The sequence below is a fragment of the Stenotrophomonas sp. 109824_Sma genome (assembly GCF_056480025.1).
On the sequence record NZ_CM151078.1, the window covers coordinates 2,413,038 to 2,431,021 of the forward strand.

Here is a 17,984-nt window from a genome sequence, read left to right on the forward strand (position 1 = left end):
TCCCGTTCGCGCGGAGGGGTGCGCCCATTTCCTCCCCATCTCATATGGCGGAGGCGAACCTGAATGGGCACCTTGTTCCAATCTCGAGACCGGGCAGACGTTCGCAAGCCGACGGCTGAGGAGCAGGATGATGACCGCAGGAAAAAGCGCGACCGCCAAACCGACGGACGAAGACCGCCGTGAGGGGCATCTGCCCCATTCCCCTCTCGAGCTAGCACGCGGCAAGCGCGACCGCCGCGAAATCTTTGTATTTCAGTCCCCGAAGAATGGGCGGACCGTAACGGTGGCCGACCTGGTCAACTTTTGCCAGGCGCTGATGCTCGAATTTGACCCCCAGGTGGAGATGTATGTTGAGAGGCCGCGTCGAATCACGGTAGGCGAGAAGCGCGACCTTGAGTTGAGCTTCTGGGTCGGGCGGAGGGATGGCACCCAGCACTACCAGTTTGTAATCCCTACAAAACGGGTGGCTTCACTGAGCGTTGGCTTAGTCAAGCTTCCCGCAGATGACGAGCTCATCCACATGGCCTTGAATCAAGGGCTCGTATTGCGACTTGTCCACGAAAACTCTCTGGCATCTCGCGCCAGCGAGGTCGCTGTTGCCTACGAACTACTTCCGCTTGTCTGGGCCAATGCAAAGATCGCGGGGGCCAGGCAGTTGGAAGTGAGGATTGAGGACATGCTCCAGAACGTTGAGCGCCTCACCATGAGCGCATTACAACTGCAGACGGGCCAGGCCCGGTTCGCAGTGGCTTGCGCAGTGGCAAGCCTCGTCTACACCGGCCGCGTACAACTCGTGGACTATCGCCCAGGGGATCCGGATGCCCTCGTGGAGGTGCGTCATGGCTAGGTACGAAATCTATGATCAGGCGACACTCGACGAGTGGTACTCCCCACATCCGGTTGATATTGCACCAGATCATCTCTCCAAGTTCCGCGTGGCCAAGGAAGCACTCACCGCCTTGCTTCTGGGCCGTTCCACCATCACCGCTATATCCCGGAGATATGGAATCTGCCACAAACGCCTGAAGCGCATGGCAATGAAAGCGCCCACGATAGCCCACGATGGCATGCCGCACGGATTTCGCGTATGCATTCCATGGGGCAGTTACTCGACTGAGCTTTCCTTCGAACCCGCGGAATTGCCGCTGGTTCCAGGAAGATTTGCGTGGCACAAAGTCTCCGAAGCTGTGCCGAGTGTTAAAGCCTTGATCGATGGCTTTGCAACCCATCTGCCGCCGGGCCGCCCTCCAAGCGCGTTCGTAAAATTGCACCAACGAGTCCTTGCGGAGCTGAAGCAGCACAACCTGGAGGACAAATTCCCCCTGAACGATCCTGGCAAGGGGAAGCGCTCGCTGCTTGCTTTGCTCAAGCGGCGGCAGTCGGCAGTAGCCGACGTGGACCTTTATGAACCTCAATCGGCATCGAACGCTCCTGTCGCTTTGGAGCAAGCAGTACGGATGGGCCTGTTCGCCAGAACGGAGTTTGACGCGCACCAAATCGATGTTGAATGCAAGATCTCCATCGATATGCCCAATGGCGCGCGTGTTACGCGCAAAGTGTCACGGCTATGGCTTCTCATCGAAATAGAGACTGAATCCAGGGCGGTAACGGGATGGCTTCTCTGTGTCGGCCAGAGCTATGACAATCTTGATGTAGCGCTCTGCTTGTCCAAGTCAATGGAACCCTGGGCTCCCAGGGACCTGACGATCCCGGACCTCTTCTACGCACCTGGCGCTGGAATGCCCGTCTATCAGGCAGCAACGCCGATAGTCACGCGCTCGGCCGCTGTCGCACTGGACAACTTCCTTGCGCACTCGGCCCATGCACTCGAAGCAGCATTCTGCAGGGCTCGGGGAGGTGTGATGATCTTCGGAAAGTCGCACACACCGCGCTCACGACCCATTGTAGAGCAATTCTTCTCGCGCTTGGAACGTGGTGCGCTGCGTAAGATCCCCGGCGGTTTTGAGCCCGCCAAACGGCTGGGGGAAAACAAGATCAGGATCAGCAACTTCTCTCCGGATGCCCATCCCATCCAGATGCACCTTCTCGAGGAGCTCCTGGACGTCATCATAGCCAACTACAACGCGACGCCTCACTCCGCACTCGGACAGATGACGCCGCTAGCGTATCTCACGAATCGCAAAGAGTCAGCGTTTGCGTTTGCGCCGGAAACCTGTGGCCTGGATGCTGCAGATATGGCTTCGACAATCGTAAGCCTGCCCGTAAAAGGCAACAAGGATAATGGGGAGTTGCCCCATGTCACCTACTTGTATGCGGACTACCGATCCCCTTCCCTTAACGATAAATGGGGACTGATTGGCACCAGGATTCTTGCGCGCGTGAATAGGCGCGATCTTCGTTCAATCGTGCTACTTCAAAGTGCCACCGTGCCATTCGGAGTGGCTACCGCGCGAGCGCCTTGGTCGCGCGCGCCGCATGACGAGAGGACGCGAAGGATCATCTGTCGTTGGTCCAAACAGCGCAGTGATTTCTCAATCGCTGGCGTGGAGTGTGCAATTGAAGCCTTCATAGCGCATCTTCGATCTACTGCAGACACGTCCCAACCCGCAGTCGACCAACTTGCGCGCTTGCAGCAGTTGCACTTCGGCCGTCTGCCCGACATTCGGTCCCAGCCAGCTCACATCCCGGTAAGAGTCCCCCGGGGAGGCAAGGTGAATCTTGATGACTAGATCGGACCTTGCGGAGGCCATCATGGCCGTCCGTCGCCTTGACCCCGACCATCCACTTTTCATTGAGTCTGGCTACCGTATCAACACGAAGCCTGTCGAACGCATGGCGGATTTCGTTCTGTACAACATTCAGCAGGGTCATCATGGGTGCTCTCTTTACTCAGAGAGCGGGGTTGGCAAATCCACGGCGCAAGACTATCTAGTCGAAACCGACTGGCGCTGGCTCGTGGAGGACGGACGCCGCGCAGGTGTGGCCAGGGCAATCGTCGCAACCTCAGATGCATGCAGGAGCCCGCTGAGCTTCTGGCACGCGCTTTCACATCAACTGGGAATGCCGCGCTGGTCATCGGCCAGGCCTCACGAGCTGAGGGCACGAATACACAATCACATGCGCGCCGCGTGTGGGCACGCCGACGTACGCAGGTACGTATTGTTCATCGACAGTGCTCAACGGCTCACCAATCTTGAGTTTCAGTGCTTAGAAGATCTTGATAACTTGATGAGCAAGGACAGGCTTACTCTCTTTTTGGTCTTTGTGTACCAAAGTGACCAGCAGGGCATCGAGCTTGGCGACATGTGGCAGCACCATCCGTCACATGTTGTTCGCCGGTGGTTTCTGGACTCAGCCCCATTTCTTCCTCTTGCGGCGCGAGATGAGGTCAGGCATGCCCTGTCGCGCTACGACGGCGCAGCATGGTGGCCGACAGAGGACATGCCATTTTCTAGATACTTCGCCACCGACGCATTTGATCGCGGATGGCGGCTGGAATCTGAAACGGAGATGATTTGCGATGCTGTGTCCGCCCTCCGGAGGGAGGTGGGACTTCCCGAACATAGTGGCTGGCCGATGTGCTCCTTCACATCGACCGTGCGGAATCTGCTAACGAACGCTTGGTTTCAGCAGAGTTTCGAACGCTTCACTCCATCTGACGTCCGTGCTGCGCTTGTGCATGTCGGGTACCTGCGAACCGAGTTCATTCGCATGCGCGAGAAGATGTCCGACAAGGCAATCGCCATCATTGAGAAGATACAGAATACGGCAAACCAGGTAGGGGGAAGCAATGAATAGCTCTCGCGCCGTAAATCCTTCTACGCCTCGGATTGTCGGCGCAGAGCATGAGTTCTATCCATACATATCGGGCTACGGCGTGCTGCAGCGGATCGTTGCACTGGGCATGCCAACAAGTGAGCAACTCATGATCATGGGGGTGAGGCGTAAGACTGGGCGCTCCATGCTCCGCCCTTTGCTTCTGCCGGGCCGGGTGCAGGATACTTTTGCGTCAGCCATCGAAGTCCGTGACGTCACAACGAAGAATCTATGGAATCCGGCCGCGTGGCTTCCAGTTCAATCACTTCGACTTCTCGCGGGTAGTGAGCTTCCATATATGCGGTGCCCCGCATGCGCACTTCACGGCTACCATTGTTCACTATTTCTCCTTCCTTCCATCTCTGCGTGCCCTTGGCATGGCGAGAAGCTCATCAGCCACTGCGAGGCATGCGGAAGGACGCTGGGCACCAGTTTTGACCACTCCGGTGGTCTCGGGACTTGTACTTGTGGATTTCAGCCAATCGACGCCCACACAGCGCTACTGGACGTCAGGCAATTTCCCGCTCGTGAAGTGTCGCAGTGGGTGGATGACTACCTTCATTGGGCATCACGCCAGCGGGCAGGCCGAGTGATTCACTTCCCCAGTGATGCGCAAAGCTGGCCTTCAGCTCTGGCGCGCCTGATTGATAGAACGACTCCTATGCCGCCCGTCCACCAGGACGATGGCAATGCTCACGTAAGGTATGAGGCTTTCCAGCCATCCGCTGACGATCCGGAGCCAGGGGCGTTCTGGGGCTGGGCAATGATTGGCGGCAACTCGGGCCTCATGTGCGCTCCGCTCCCATTGATGGCCTACGATGCTTTGACGCGGGCCACTGCAGCGGCATGCGCCAGGGTCGGACTTGAAGGCCTATCTGTCCTGAGCTTCCGCTCAACGCACTACGACACCCAAGGACCCACTGAGGTAGAGCGGCACGAGTCGTTCCTAGCTCCCTATGGTGTTTCTGCCAGCGGCGCGACTTGGCTCAATCTCTCGGTTGTCGACCCGATGGTAACGTTAGCGTGCGGCACAGCGCTGGAGCTGGCCGCTGCGGCCTTTGGTATCGCGAACGACAAGCCGGATAGGTCCCCTTCCGTAATCGTCGCTTCGGTATTGGACAGCATTAAGGGAAGATCCGCCTTGGTCGACGCGCTTGTGTGGGTTCTGGCAACCGCTTATGAGGAAGGCTTGGCGTTGACGCTTGCAAGGGTGTTCAAGCTGAATCCGAAGGATGTACTGCCTTCAGGTGGGTATCCGGTCATCGAGCTTCAGGGTTCCGCCCGTTCCTTGAGAGAAGTCCGGGTCGCCTGGGTGACACCTCGAAAAACAGCTAGAATCCAGCAGAAATCCTAAGGCAGGCAGTTCTTAGCAATTTTTGCCATCATTGGGGCAACGGCACTGTCTCGTGCCGGACTGCGAACGGCAGTAGCCTTCATGCGAGTACGCAACACAAGGGGAGGCTTTGCCGCCGCGTGGGCTAATTGGCAATTCTAATGAACCCCCGGCAGTCGTGGGCGTGTTTTATGGGCTTCCGGAACTGTTGGGCGTTATTTATGTACTTCTGGAAATGCCGGGCGTCTTTGGTGAACTTCCGGGAATATCGGGCATCTTTGGTGGACTTCCGGAAATATCGGGCATCTTTGGTGGACGGAAGCTGCCAGGAAGAGGCTAAGCTCACCCCATCCATATCTTCTAAAATCAATGCGTTAGAGGCCGGGCGTTTTCGGTGCGGCAGACATTCATTTCATCGGGAATTTTGAGGCGCGAAGGGACACGCTCCTAAACAGACGGGCGGCTGCGCCGGCAGATCTCGCAGACTCGAAAGTTGTTGCTCCAGGGCGTCACTCCGTCCGCGCAGGATGTCCGCGGCTTGGCTCGCCGTCGCTGTCGCTGCTGGGGCGGCGTGGAGATCCTGGCGCAACTGTCTCTCAATCCCGCTGTGTTGTGCTGCCACCAACCGTTTGCCGTGCTGTCCACGGCGCACCGACTGAAGCAAATGCCCAATCCCTGCGAGCAGCCGGCGATCCGCACCGTGCTCAGCCGCGCCGCCCGAGTCGCAGTCAAACGCGGCGAGCGTCCGCGCAAGAAGGTGGCGATCACCCTGCCCGAGCTGGAAGACTTGCTGGCCACCTGCTACGACAGCCTGGAAGGACTAAGGGATCGCGCCCTACTCTGCTTCGGATCTGCCAGTGGCGGGCGTCGGCGCAGCGAGATCGCCGCCGACCTTCGCGACCCGCGTCGGATCGGCGACCAGGGCCATATCAACCGGCTCGAGCACAGCAAGACGCAGCAAGCTAGCGTCAGGGCCACGTCGACTCCGGAAAAGCCGGTCCTGGATCGGGCCGCCCTCGTCCTGCAGGACTGGCTGGAGGCATCTGGGGCCGCCGAGGGAGCAATTTTCAGAAGGCTATGGAAACAGCGCGTCGGCCCTGCCCTCACAGCCTGCGGTCGGGGTTCGTGGCCGAAGCCAGTCGCCAAGGCGTAGCGCTGCCGGCAATCATGGTACTGACAGAGCACCGGGCGGTCTCTAGCGTAGTGGGATATTTTCAAACGGGAGGAGGCTCCATCAACCCGGCAGCTCGACTCCTGGACGATTAATCAACCGAGGCAGCTAGAGGGTGGTCCGATCGCAGAATCCTTTTGACCGACTTCTTTGATAGGCTCGCTTCCCACATGGACCGGAAGTCTACAACCTACAACTGACTTCTGGCGGTAAGCGACCGCGTGGCTTGGAGGTCGCTAGACTTAGCGCTACGACAATTGAATGGGGCATCATGTCGACGGACGATACGAAGTATCAGGTCTTTGTTAGCTCGACCTACCAAGACCTTCAGGAAGAACGCCAAGAGATAATGCACGCATTGCTTGAGCTCGACTGCATACCTTCAGGCATGGAGTTGTTCCCTGCAGCTAACGAAGACCAATGGTCTCTTATTAAGGGTGTGATCGATGACTGTGACTATTACATTGTAGTCATCGGTGGTCGATACGGGAGTATTGGGCCTGATGGGCTCAGCTATACCGAAATGGAGTATCGATATGCCGTCGAAACCGGAAAGCCGGTAATTGCATTCTTGCATGGCGTCCCTGCTGAGATTCCCGCAGGGCGCTGCGAAACCACCGACGATGGCCGAAAAAAGCTCGCTGCGTTCCGCGATCTGGCGCAGAAGAAGATGTGCAAGTCGTGGACTACTGCGCATGAGCTTGGCTCTGTCGTAAGTCGCAGTTTGATTGCACTTAGAAAGAGCCATCCAGGCGTGGGCTGGGTGCGCGGCGATAAGGTGCCTACTACCGATGCCACTGCGGAAATGCTGAAGCTTCGAAAGCGTATTGAGGAGCTCGAGGCAGAGCTCAATAGGTCGCGTACGGAGCCGCCAAAGGGAGCCGTCGGCCTAGCGCAGCATGATGAAGTGTTTGACGTGGAGGTCGAATACGACACTCGTAAGTGGAGCGATGGAGGGTACTTGGAGTATTCTTGGGATCACACCATTCCCCTTACTTGGAATGAGCTGTTCTTCTTGGTTAGTCCGCTGCTACTTCATGAGGCCACGACTGACCAAGTGCACGCGCGGCTTGCCAGCGAAATTCGTGGTCGAGTTATGGCCCTATTCGCCGATGACGAAGAAAAGAACTCGCCGGATGAAGAGCGAGTTGGGCACAGAGTTTTCAGTAAATCAGATATCAAGGTGTCGCGCACCGATCTGGAAACAGTCGTTGTTCAGTTCCTTGCGCTCGGATACATCACTCACAGCATGAAGAATCGCAGCGTCAAAGATCGTGGCGGCTACTGGACACTTACGCCGTATGGTAGAACGGTAATGAATCAGCTTCGGGCAATTCCCTCTACTCCGGAGGCTGTATGACGAAAATATCATCACAGACAGCTCTGTGAAGGATATCTATGAGGTCTCGCGCGACCTTCACCAACCGCCCGCCAGTTCCACACGCAGCCATACGTGAAAACAGTTCAGCCACTCGCAGGCGGCCTTTTGGGGTCTCCAGTTCCTGCGTGAGGATGTGTGGCTCGTACTGAAACGCCTCCACGATCTCATCGTTCTGATCGAGCACAAAGAACCTTCAGATGGCTTTGCGAATCTTTGTCCCGCGCTGCGATCTGTTCGCCTGTAATGGGCTTGTTATTTGACTTGCTGGCGTTGCTTTCGGTTGGATATTGGAAGAACACGCCCCTATTGTCCATTTCATCACGAGCCCTACGCTGCTACTGCTTCAGGCGAATGGCGGCCCCTTGGATCACTGCTGGAGCGTCGAGTGGGGCTCGGCGCGTCATGACATGTTGCTCCAGAAGAAACTTTCGCGTTTCGGTATTTCCATTGTCGGCAACAATGTCGCGAACCACTTGGCTGATGGGCACCTGCAGCGTGTTCGCTAGCGCCACGATGGATTCAAGCTCGAAGGCACTGGGAAAGAGCATTCGTGCCGGCGTGAGCACGTGCGATTCCCAACGTGGATGCTCCCATGCGGTCGTACCGGCTGTGAGCTCTCTCAGTGCAACGCCGTCGGTAACAACGACCTGCTTGAAGGTAACGCAAAGGAAGTAGACCTCGTTTCGTTGAAGATCGGCAGGGAGTCTATCCACCGTGGCAATGGCCTGGTCGACTGCACGCAACAGGGACGTTCTGAGTCGGGCTGCCAGTTCCTCGGGCAGGTTGTGGTACAGCTCGTCGTAGTGCCCCTCTATGCCCTTTGCATCAATCAGAACCAGGGCTTCCTCCGAGACTACGGCAAAGTCAACCACCTGTCCGGGGCCCACGAGGCGCTGACGGAGTTCGTCTTCCCGAATCACTTGTGCGTTCAAATCGTCCAGCACCTCTGCCAGATAGTTCTCGAACGCCGGCCCGAAATCGTTCATGAAGGGGCGGGCATCGATGGCACGAGCCAGATCGAACAACGCCGTCTCTAGCATCCGGAACAGAAGGATGGGGTGGATGCACACAGGGCCCAGATTGCGACTTGCGAGGAAGGGGGTTCGAACCAAGGGTGATTGCTCGCATACCTCGACCTCGGCAAGCGTATTCCTGGCCTCCATTTCGGCAAAGTCGCGATGCAGTTGGGGCACCGTCCGGTCGAGGATCCTTCGCACGATCGCCCAGTGCTCAGGTATCCGAGGGGTGTCGGGCCGCAGCGCTGACAATGCCGGCAGATTCAACAGGTCGCCTGCATCGGCCGCCATGTGCATCATGACTATGGCGAACTGTGTAAACGTGAGGCCGTACTGCTGCCGAAAGAGCTCTGCGGTCGCAGCGCCTGTCATAATTTCCCCGAGAATTCGAAATTGCCGCGGGATAGCACTGGTATCGAATGACCGTTGTAGCCAGATCTGCTGCAGCGCCATTCGACGCATGAAGATCGCCGGCCGTCCTTCGACGCCAGTCAGATGCCCGATCGCATCCCAGGTGGCTTGCGCTATGAAGCTGATGTCTTCGTCGGTGGGATCAGGTCGATCATCATCCGGGCGCCAGCCTACCAACGCCCATTTCATGATCAGCAACCAAACATGGGGGAGTCGCTGGAGCCAGGGCATCCCTTCGTTGGGCTCGCGATTCAATTCCCTGTGTGCCACATCAATGAAGCCAAGCGCGCGACACGCGCCGATGCGGTCCTTTACCTGTCGCAGTAACGCCCGCCCTTGCTCGACCGTCATAGGGTGGCTCCTTTGGATTCCAGCATCAACTGTCGATCAAAATCGGGCGACACAATCTCAGGATGGCAGAAAGTTCTAGGGAGGCAAAGCTCGTGGTAGATGCTTGTGAGCTTTTCACACAGCTCACCTGAGTTAGCCCGCGCCGCGAAGCGGCATCAGCTTGAACGAATGTTAGACCCAACCCCAGGAAGCTCACTTGCGCTTTGGCTTCTTTGCGACAGCGGATCTTCGCGGGGGCGCCTTTGCTTTAGGTTTGACCGCCACTGACGCTGCAGGCTGTCTATTGTTTGCCCAGTCAGCTCTTGGATCTTCAATGTCCAGTTTGTGGACGCGGTTATCAAAACCCTTTGATTGGAGCACGTTGTACTGCTCTCTGAGCGCAGCTATTGGGTGCTGCCAGTCATGCAGGTAGTAGATAGCCTTGATTTTCGCTTGGACCATTGCCTTCGTGCAGTCAAAGCAAGGCCGAAGGGTCGAGTAAACGGTGGCGCCTTCAACGCCGTTGCCGAAACGAGCAGCGGAGACGATAGCATTCTGCTCAGCATGAACGCAGATGCACACGTCATAGCCGACGCTCGCTTGGTAGGTTTCTCGATCCTTGCACCGAACACAGCCGCCATCGCAGCAATTCTTAATTCCTTCTGGGGTGCCGTTATAGCCGGTGGACACGATTCTGTCGTCTCGGACTATTACCGCCCCCACTTTTCGCCCAAGGCAGTTGGCATTCTCACGAACCGCGATTGCGATGGTCATGTAGTACGAGTGCTTATCCACGACTCCTCCTTGTGTGTATTGGCTCTAGCCACCCAGTAACCGGACCCCGGGATCCAGCTATACAATTTATCCGCAGCGCACCATGCGGCGGGCTATCCCCTTGATACGGTTCGATCTTAGGTCGACTGCGTCCGGCTGACAAGCTGACGTGTAACCAGGGCAAGGAGGCCGACATTACCGACGTCGAAGTCCGCTTTGGGTCAAAAGCTGCCCTCCCCCGCCCCGGATAAACACCGCTAACCCATGGGTCATGCGGGAGCAATGCCAAGCCAGGTCCGGCGGCACGAACCTATCTGAACGATCCTCCCGCCATGCTATTGACCTTAAACAATGCTTCAACCTTAGAGCTGGCTCGACGCTCAGATCTGCTGCATCCGAGTCTTAACCCGTAGACCTGCTGAGCGCAGATCCGACAGACAGCATGCACCTCAAGGGAGCGTGCAATGAATACCCCGATTCAAGGTCGTGATCGTCCCACTGAGATGGTCGCTATTGAGATCATCCAGCCGTGCGGCCGAAGTACTCGGTCCAAAGACCCGCCTTATCCTTTTTGACCAAGACAAATGAGGTCCTCATCAGGATATAAGCTGCTGGGTGAATGGCCCTGACATCCTGCGGCGCAAGGGACTCTACAACCCGCTTCCCGGTGCATCCGACATCCCAGGCCTGGAGATTGCAGGTGAAGTGGCGGCAATGTTGGCTTTTGCATCCAGAAGTGCAAAGTCTAAGGCAAGAAATACAATTCGCACGGCTACTGCATATGCGGCCGACACGCTCATAAGAGCGAAAAAAGCTGCACCACCGAACACTACCGGGACTGCGCTTTCCCGGAATACCTCAGTGCTTACACTGGGGGATAGAAGTCGTGATCCAACGAACCAAAAGAACGCCGCCCAGAGAATTCCGGCGAAGACATTGAAACGGCCCAGCCTGTCTACGGATTGAACCTTTATTAGTTGCACACCTCTTTCAAGCCCATCCAACTCGGCTGACGACTCGCTTAGGCTGTTTAGCTGCTTTGTCAGACTGGCAACCGACTTAGCTGACAATCCAGAGAAAATGGTTCTGCTTGGCAGGCCGAAGTAGACACATGTTGCGCCAACAATGAACGACGCAACTACCATTTCCTGACGAAAACTCGGTTCAATGAACCAAAACGCGCATGCGACGATCGAAGTCAGGACGGCCATCCAGACAAGTCGCTGCCAGATTACCTTGAGGCCTGCCTGGACAAGCCACGGCGCGACCAGAAGCTCTTCGACGAGCGCTATCAATCGACCATCCGGTGGCACTCCATCCTCTTCCCAGAGCCAAGTCCGTCCAATCACAGCTCGCTCGGCAAGCCGAATGGCAGCTCTTGTTTTGTAAAGTTGCATGCGATCCTCCTTCCACGCCCTCTCTGATGCAGCGGCCACTGACGTGCGAGTTAAGCGCCGTGGGGCACGCGCAATCGCCCACTTCGTCAAGTGCGGCCCTGACAGGGTATCGGCAGGCAAAGCCCTTGTTTGAGTCCCAGAAGCGAATGCAAGACAATTGCTACGCCTTCTAAGGCGTCGTAGCCGATTCGAAATGGTCCCGGCGGCCGCGCGTTGTGGCGCCTGCCATCAGGCAACTCTGATCAACCCTGCTAGCTATGAACCCACTCATCCGCGCCACATAATCGCACGCAGCACTCCGCCCTGCAGAACCCATCCTATTAGCGTGACGCGTCACGCTCGATCGCCCCGCCCATTGGCGACCCACCCCTCCCCCACTATAGTGCCAACCCTCACAAGGACGAGGCGGCACACATGCCCTATATCGGAATCGGACTCCACGTACTGGCGGCCATCTACTTCGCGGTGCACGCCATCCGCTCGGGCCAAAGCCTCTATTGGCTCATCCTGCTCTTCTCGTTCCCGCTGCTCGGCAGCGTTGTCTACTTCCTGGCGATCTACTTCCCGGAAGTCCGTCACTCGCGCGGCGCCCGGCAGGTCGTCCGCTCCGCCAAGCAGCTCATGGACCCGGGCCAGGACCTGCGCAATGCTCGCGCCGAACTGGCGCGCACGCCTACCGTGCAGAACCGTGTTCGCCTGGGCATGACGCTGCTGGATGCCGGCCAAGCGGAGGAATCCAGAACTCTGCTTGAGCAGGCCGCAAGCTCTCCACTGGGTGACGACCCCTACATCCTTACTGGTCTGGCGCGTGCCCGCCTGGATTCCGGGCAGCCCGCGCTTGCGGTGGAGACGCTGGACGGCCTGTTCGCCCGCCATCCGGACGTGCGCCGCAAGCCAGAACAGACCCTCCTCTATGCGCAGGCATTGGCCGCCACCCAGTCGCCTGGCACTCGCGCCGCATTCGAGCGCGCCGTGGAATGCGGAAACGATGCGGCCGCCCGCTGCCTCTACGCCGAGTGGCTGATGGCGCAGCCGCAGCCCGACGATCGTGAGCAAGCCCGCAGCCTGTTCGCCAGCATCATCGACGATGCCCAGCATTGGTCGCGCCATGCGCGCAGCCACAATGCCGCGTGGCTGGAGCGGACCAAGGTCGCGTTGAAGGGCTACTGACGCCTGCCAGCCTTTGGTAGTCCTGTCGCATCCGCCTCGCTCATGGCTCCGTCGGGCGGATGCCGACAGCCCGCAGGCCTGTACCACCGACATCGCCGACAGCCTTACAGCACAAGGCTTCAGACTCATTGCGCCGCATGCAACGATTCTGAAAATGTTGAAAGTGGTGTCGGCATCGGCATTACTGCATTGGCATCACGGACGACCGCGCGTATTCCTTTTCGTGCCACCAATACATCGGTGGCCGGGGCTCGAAATCCCGGTAACGCGACTGTAGTTTGCGCTTGCCAGCCGGCACCACGCCTTGTGGTGCCGGCTGGCAATCCGTCGGCCGGCTATGGCGGGCGGTGCGTGGGGGCCTTGTGCCCACCGGGCCTAGTCGCGTACCGGATTTCGAGCCACGCATCGTCCGCCACCTTTATCGGTGGCGGCTTCCGCATGCATGCAAGGAGCCCAGCCATGACCCAGCCCCACTCCCCTGCCCCGCACCCGATCCATGACGCGCCCGCCAATGGCTCCGCGTTGGATCCGAACACGCTCATCGCCCTGCTGCACAGCATCGGCGCCGGCGTCGCCTCCGACGGCCAGCCTTGGCCTGAGCGCCATCAGATGCCCGGCCGACGCATCGCCCTGGCGGACACCGATTGCTCGCTGGCCGGCCTTCGCGTGGTGCTGGAAATCCTGTTGGCTGCACAACGCGCCCGAGAGAACGGCGAGCTGGAGCAATACGTCGGCCCGCGCGTCATGGAGGGGCTGATCATGGCGGGGCTGGGCCTCGTAGCACACGCCAGCACACGGGTACGCCCGGACGGCTGAGTGGCGCGGTATTCCTGGGCGGCCACCGCGCTCTGTCTCGTGGCGGTGGTTGCGGCACAGGCGCAGTGGTCCGCGCGACCGGTTCCCGCGCCTGTCGGGTTCCAAAGCATCAACGACGATCGATTCTCACAACTGCGCCGCCAAGCGATGCAGTTCGTGGAGTCTCGGCCACGACAGGGCTTCCAGTTTGTTGAGCGGCATCGAGATGCCGAGTTCCAGGTTCATTGCCGAGGCATGCCAGTGCTGTGGCTGGAGAGGCGCTCGCAACATCTGCTGTTGCAGGTCTCACTGGACGCGGAGCAGCGGGCGCCCGCCGTTCTGCAGCTTCGTACGTTGCTTCAATGGCAGCTGCAGCCGTTGGGCCACTTGGAGCAGGTGCTGGCTGGCGTGCCGGAGCCTGTTCTGTTGGATCGGGTGCTGCAGATGTTCGCTGGCGAGGTGCCTGATGGAGTGCGGTGTGGCAGGCAGTAGTCGAGCATGGCTCGACCCTCCTCCTCGGCTAGCGGTAAGGCTCGAAAGTCATTCCGCCATCGGGACCGCCCTCGACGATGTACTTCCCGCCTCCTCCGCGAATATTGGAGCCGCCATAGGGAAGTGGCATGAGCTGCACAACCACACTTGAACCCTCCAGGTAGATGATTGCCTTGTAGTTATCAATATCCGCCAAGTGGCGATCCAGCCCAGTAGTGCCATGTGCTTGTGCCTTCAGCCTCCGGCCAAAGTCCTGATAAACCCTGGAGAAGGCAGAAATCACAGTCGACTCTGAGGTCTGAATTGCTCCCGACCCAAGCACGACAGGCGGGAACAGCGCCACTCCGAGCCCGACCGCCACAGCCAGGCCACAGCACTTTCGAATCAATCCGTTCATGTTATGTCCCTTCCTCCGTAGCTGCATGATGTGGCCCTGCCGGTAGATTGCGTTCCAGCACCGTACGATCTGGCAAGACCTATGATGCCTTCGCTTGCCGGAGACGAAGCAGGCCGACAGACCCGACTTTCCACATGGCAAATGCCATGCAAAGAGAGAAAGCCACAAACGCCAAGCCCGCAAACCCATAGTCTCGGCCACCATTAGCGAGATCAATCAGCACGAAAGCAAGGAGTACTGAATTCACGGCAGCCCCGAGGCAGGCCACCAGCCTGAGTGCCCAGAAGAACATGATGTAGTAAGCCCGAAGAAATCTTTTGTATCTACTCATCTCAAGAACACCGGACCCTTTTCCCGCCTGCAACCCAATTACGTCGAGCTTGACTGAGTCGCCATGCTCCCATCCCTCGTAGGTAGCTGGTCTCTCTCTTCCTATCGCTTTTTGGCACATCGCTGAGCCGTCATGCGAGCCGCTTGCTCTAGCTCGGAATCCGCGACCTTCACTCCCTTCAGCGCGGCACTCTTGAGCCATGCGTATGCTTCATTGGATGACTCACAGTCCTGTTTGTCCCTCAACATGAAGAACACGTTGTACTGTGCAATCGGGTGCCCCAGCGCTGCGGCATAGACAAGCCACATATGGGAGCTGCCGGCCATGCCTTTGCCCTCAAAGTGGCGTGAAATTCGAAACGCCGCCTCAGCTTCGCCTGCATCTGCGCGCCCAATCAACGTAAGTAGCTGCTTGTCATCAAGCTCTGCGCCATTATCCGTTGCGATCGACCCGTCAAGCTCAACAATCGGCCTGTCCGGTTGAGGGGGCGCCTGCGCATTAGCCAACCCTGTGCCTGCCAAGCATAGGAGAAGACCGGTTGCCCTGAATATGGTCATCTGATGGCGCCGCCCTTGCTCATGAAATCCACCTGTTCCTCAAGATTGCTGTTGTGCTTTCCCCATGGGGGTGTTTTTTCCGCAGTTCCCTTGATCTGGATGCCCGGAGCTTGTCTTGAAGAAGGGGGTGCGGGTTCTCGCTTGCGATGTGTCTGATGGGGCGCGATGTGGTGTGCGGTAGTCGAGCATTGCTCGACTCTACAGAGGCGCGGGCTGCGGCGGCTCAGGTTCGTGGTTGGAGCCTTCGAGCAAGGCGACGTAGGTGTCCAGGCGGATGCGCATGCTGATCAGCATCCAGCCCAACAGGTACAGAAGCACCATGGCGAGGATCAACAATCCGCCGACCAGACTGACGTCGAAGGCGCCTGCCCAGTCGCCCCATTTCCATCCCCGGAACTGCAAATAAAATGCAATGAGCAGCGGGAATGGCCCAAGGCGTTGCAGACCGCCGTACATCAGGCCCATGCGCTCGATCATGTTGTTGCGCAGCTGACTGACATACTTGAGGCGGCGCTCGCGCTCAATGCGAGGGAAACGGCGAAGCTCGGTAACCACCGCTTGCCAGTGGGCGAAGTCGCCGTCCATCTCCTTGGCGTGCGACAGCCGTGGCTGACTGAATTGGCGGATGCCTCTGCGGGCCGCCAGGGCGCCCCCAACAATGAAGCCCCCGATTTCGATTGCCAGGCAGGCAATAACCACCTGGAGTACTGCGCCAATAGGCAACCATCGATCCGGAAGCTGAGCAGTAAGTATGCCGATGATCGCCGCACCCATGCCGATGCGAAACGACCAGGTCTCCACCCTGCCCGCCTTACGGTAGATGCTATGTTCAACCAGCCCTTGCACCCGCTGGTAGAGCCAGTGGAAGGTCAGTTCCTGTTGCTTCGTCCTGTCTGGCGAATCGAATCCGCCCTCTGCCTGCATATCCATTGCGTCCCCCTGCCCGCCGGCGCAGATGCCGGCGCCACCATCGTAGCCGACGACTCACCTCCCGGCATCGATCCAGCCCGCAAGGCGCGCGCGCACGAGATCTTCTGGCGTGTCGATATCCAGGCCCAGCTCCGGCGCTTGAAGGGCATGCACGGCATCGATGGGAAGCTGCCTCAAGCGCGCTCCGAAGCCGCGGTCACCGCTTGCACCCACCTGATTGAACCATGCACGCGGCACTACTGCAGGAATGCCAAGCGCGTCTCCATGACGGGTGCCAGCGCACCCTGACTTCGAAGCGCGGGCACCCAAAAGCAACGCCTGCAGATGGGCGTGCTCGATCGCGGGCTGGTCGCATGCCACAACCATCACGGCCGCCACCGCGGGCAGCAGGTGTGTGCCGGCAACCTGCAGGCTGCTGGCCAGGCCGTTTTCCCAGTGGTGGTTGGTTACCGGAGTCGCATCCAGTCCGGAAATACTGGATGTCACGGCCTGTGCGTTCCCGCCCACCACCACCAACACCTGCGCTGGCACGAGCTCCAGCGCCAGCCGCACCACGCGATGCACCAGGGTCTCGCCCTGCCGGGTCAGAAGCTGCTTGGGCTGGCCAAGCCGGGTGCTGCCGCCCGCAGCAAGCACGACGACCGCATGCGCGGCCGTCACGTGCCGGCGGTGCTTCGCCATTGCTGCAGCTGCGCGGTAATGCTGAGCGAAATCGCCTCCGGCCCCCGCCCGCCGATGTTGAGGCCGACCGGTGATCGAAGCCTGGAAGACAGGCGGTTGCGCTGATCCTGTGTCAGCAGTTTGAACAGATCCTCACGCCTTCGCCGCGGACCCAGAAGTCCAATGAAGGCAACCTCGGTATCGGCCAGGGCCACCAGCGCCTCGCGGTCCAGCTCGAAGTCGTGGTGCATCACCAGCACCGCGTCGCACGGGGCGGCATGGAGGGCCTCGGCCGGGCTCACCTGGAGCTGTGCATCCGCGCCCTGCCCTGCTGAGGACCAGCGCGCTCGTCGTTCGGCCACGCTGACCCGCCACCCCAGGCCCCGCAGCAACGGAACCAGGAAGGGCGTTTCGGGACCGCCCCCGAACAGCAGGGCCCGCGGAAGCCGGGGCAACGGCAAACGCCACGCTGCTTCTCCAAAGGGCTGCGCCCCGTCCATCGGATGCAGCTGCCATGCCTGCTCGCGATTGCCGGCGCGGAAGACGATCTGCCCCGAGGTGCGAAGGTCGCGCTGGAGTGGCACCCCCTCGCGGAGCCATGCCTCGATCACGGCGTCGATGCCGGACATGGCACGCAATGGCAGGAGCGCAATCCGAAGCCGGCCGCGGCAGCCGAGCGCGGACCCACTCAACAGGTCATCGTCACTGCGGGTGTCGATCTCGATCCAGTCGACCTGCCCTGCCGCGCTCACCTGCTCCGCGCGGCGCGCGAGCTCGGGCTCCAGGCATCCGCCGCTGAGCCAGCCGACCTGGCTGCCGTTGCAGAACAGCACCATGTCACCGGCACCGGCGTAGGTGGAGCCATCGGTTTCCAGCACCAGCGCGAGCACGGCGTGCTCCCCCGCGCGCACGCGCGTCAAGGCCGTCTCGAGCACGCCGCGCGGGCTTCCTTCGGTGAGGAAGCCCGGCGCCGCGGACAGGTGCCCGGCAGCCTGCCTGGGCTCCACTCCCTGTGCCGCAGAGGCCTCCAAGGCGGGTGAGGCCACGGGTCGGTCCATGCGC

General features: G+C 59.4%; 16 protein-coding genes and 1 pseudogene. 9 read left to right on the forward strand and 8 right to left on the reverse strand.

Translation table 11 applies throughout. The annotated features are described in order from the left end of the window. Positions 1–130 precede the first annotated feature (130 nt). The 6 genes and pseudogenes from ACZK1G_RS11440 to ACZK1G_RS11465 all read left to right on the forward strand — a co-directional run bounded on the left by ACZK1G_RS11440 (position 131) and on the right by ACZK1G_RS11465 (position 7,641). Entirely contained in the window at positions 131–847 is a 717-nt protein-coding gene (locus tag ACZK1G_RS11440) for a hypothetical protein (RefSeq protein ID WP_049401583.1), read from the forward strand. Continuing rightward, entirely contained in the window at positions 840–2,690 is a 1,851-nt protein-coding gene (locus tag ACZK1G_RS11445; RefSeq protein ID WP_024956856.1) for a hypothetical protein, read from the forward strand. The genes ACZK1G_RS11440 and ACZK1G_RS11445 overlap by 8 nt, the downstream gene beginning before the upstream one ends. Before the next feature lie 22 nt (positions 2,691–2,712). After that, positions 2,713–3,759, forward strand: coding sequence for an ATP-binding protein (locus ACZK1G_RS11450; protein ID WP_072167141.1), 1,047 nt, complete (start codon positions 2,713–2,715; stop codon positions 3,757–3,759). An 826-nt stretch (positions 3,760–4,585) separates the two neighbouring features. Continuing rightward, complete coding sequence (locus ACZK1G_RS11455) at positions 4,586–5,131, forward strand: hypothetical protein (protein WP_126412179.1); 546 nt, start codon at positions 4,586–4,588, stop codon at positions 5,129–5,131. Positions 5,132–5,741: 610 nt separating this feature from the next. After that, a pseudogene (locus tag ACZK1G_RS11460) lies at positions 5,742–6,376 on the forward strand (site-specific integrase); the annotation flags it as partial. A 176-nt stretch (positions 6,377–6,552) separates the two neighbouring features. After that, positions 6,553–7,641, forward strand: coding sequence for a DUF4062 domain-containing protein (locus ACZK1G_RS11465; protein WP_101765471.1), 1,089 nt, complete (start codon positions 6,553–6,555; stop codon positions 7,639–7,641). 356 nt (positions 7,642–7,997) lie between these two features. Here the strand turns inward: ACZK1G_RS11465 and gapS1 are convergent, their stop codons facing one another. The 3 genes from gapS1 to ACZK1G_RS11480 form a co-directional block, all read right to left on the reverse strand. Beyond that, entirely contained in the window at positions 7,998–9,440 is a 1,443-nt protein-coding gene (gene gapS1 / locus ACZK1G_RS11470) for a GapS1 family protein (protein ID WP_101765472.1), read from the reverse strand. A gap of 192 nt (positions 9,441–9,632) precedes the next feature. After that, complete coding sequence (locus ACZK1G_RS11475) at positions 9,633–10,193, reverse strand: deoxycytidylate deaminase (protein ID WP_101766404.1); 561 nt, start codon at positions 10,191–10,193, stop codon at positions 9,633–9,635. Positions 10,194–10,843: 650 nt separating this feature from the next. After that, complete coding sequence (locus ACZK1G_RS11480) at positions 10,844–11,590, reverse strand: hypothetical protein (protein WP_158297999.1); 747 nt, start codon at positions 11,588–11,590, stop codon at positions 10,844–10,846. Positions 11,591–12,004: 414 nt separating this feature from the next. On the opposite strand from ACZK1G_RS11480, the gene ACZK1G_RS11485 reads away from it, so the two are divergent. The 3 genes from ACZK1G_RS11485 (at position 12,005) to ACZK1G_RS11495 (ending at position 14,047) form a co-directional block, all read left to right on the forward strand. Next, positions 12,005–12,760, forward strand: a complete 756-nt coding sequence (locus ACZK1G_RS11485; protein WP_101765473.1) for a hypothetical protein — start codon at positions 12,005–12,007, stop codon at positions 12,758–12,760. Between the two features lie 459 nt (positions 12,761–13,219). Then, entirely contained in the window at positions 13,220–13,576 is a 357-nt protein-coding gene (locus ACZK1G_RS11490; protein WP_101765474.1) for a hypothetical protein, read from the forward strand. Further along, complete coding sequence (locus tag ACZK1G_RS11495) at positions 13,577–14,047, forward strand: hypothetical protein (RefSeq protein ID WP_101765475.1); 471 nt, start codon at positions 13,577–13,579, stop codon at positions 14,045–14,047. Positions 14,048–14,075: 28 nt separating this feature from the next. Here the strand turns inward: ACZK1G_RS11495 and ACZK1G_RS11500 are convergent, their stop codons facing one another. The 5 genes from ACZK1G_RS11500 to ACZK1G_RS11520 form a co-directional block, all read right to left on the reverse strand. Beyond that, on the reverse strand, positions 14,076–14,444 hold the full coding sequence (locus ACZK1G_RS11500; protein WP_158298000.1) for a hypothetical protein: 369 nt from the start codon (positions 14,442–14,444) through the stop codon (positions 14,076–14,078). Between the two features lie 432 nt (positions 14,445–14,876). Further along, positions 14,877–15,332: an SEL1-like repeat protein gene (locus ACZK1G_RS11505; protein ID WP_101765477.1), complete on the reverse strand. Its 456-nt coding sequence runs from the start codon at positions 15,330–15,332 to the stop codon at positions 14,877–14,879. 198 nt (positions 15,333–15,530) lie between these two features. Then, a complete protein-coding gene (locus ACZK1G_RS11510) occupies positions 15,531–16,262 on the reverse strand; it encodes a hypothetical protein (RefSeq protein WP_101765478.1) in 732 nt (243 codons plus the stop codon). Positions 16,263–16,316: 54 nt separating this feature from the next. Further along, entirely contained in the window at positions 16,317–16,943 is a 627-nt protein-coding gene (locus ACZK1G_RS11515; protein ID WP_101765479.1) for a nucleotidyltransferase family protein, read from the reverse strand. Further along, the gene (locus ACZK1G_RS11520) at positions 16,919–17,980 is read right to left on the reverse strand and encodes an XdhC family protein (protein ID WP_101765480.1); all 1,062 of its coding nucleotides are present in this window, start codon (positions 17,978–17,980) and stop codon (positions 16,919–16,921) included. The genes ACZK1G_RS11515 and ACZK1G_RS11520 overlap by 25 nt, the downstream gene beginning before the upstream one ends. Positions 17,981–17,984: the final 4 nt, after the last annotated feature.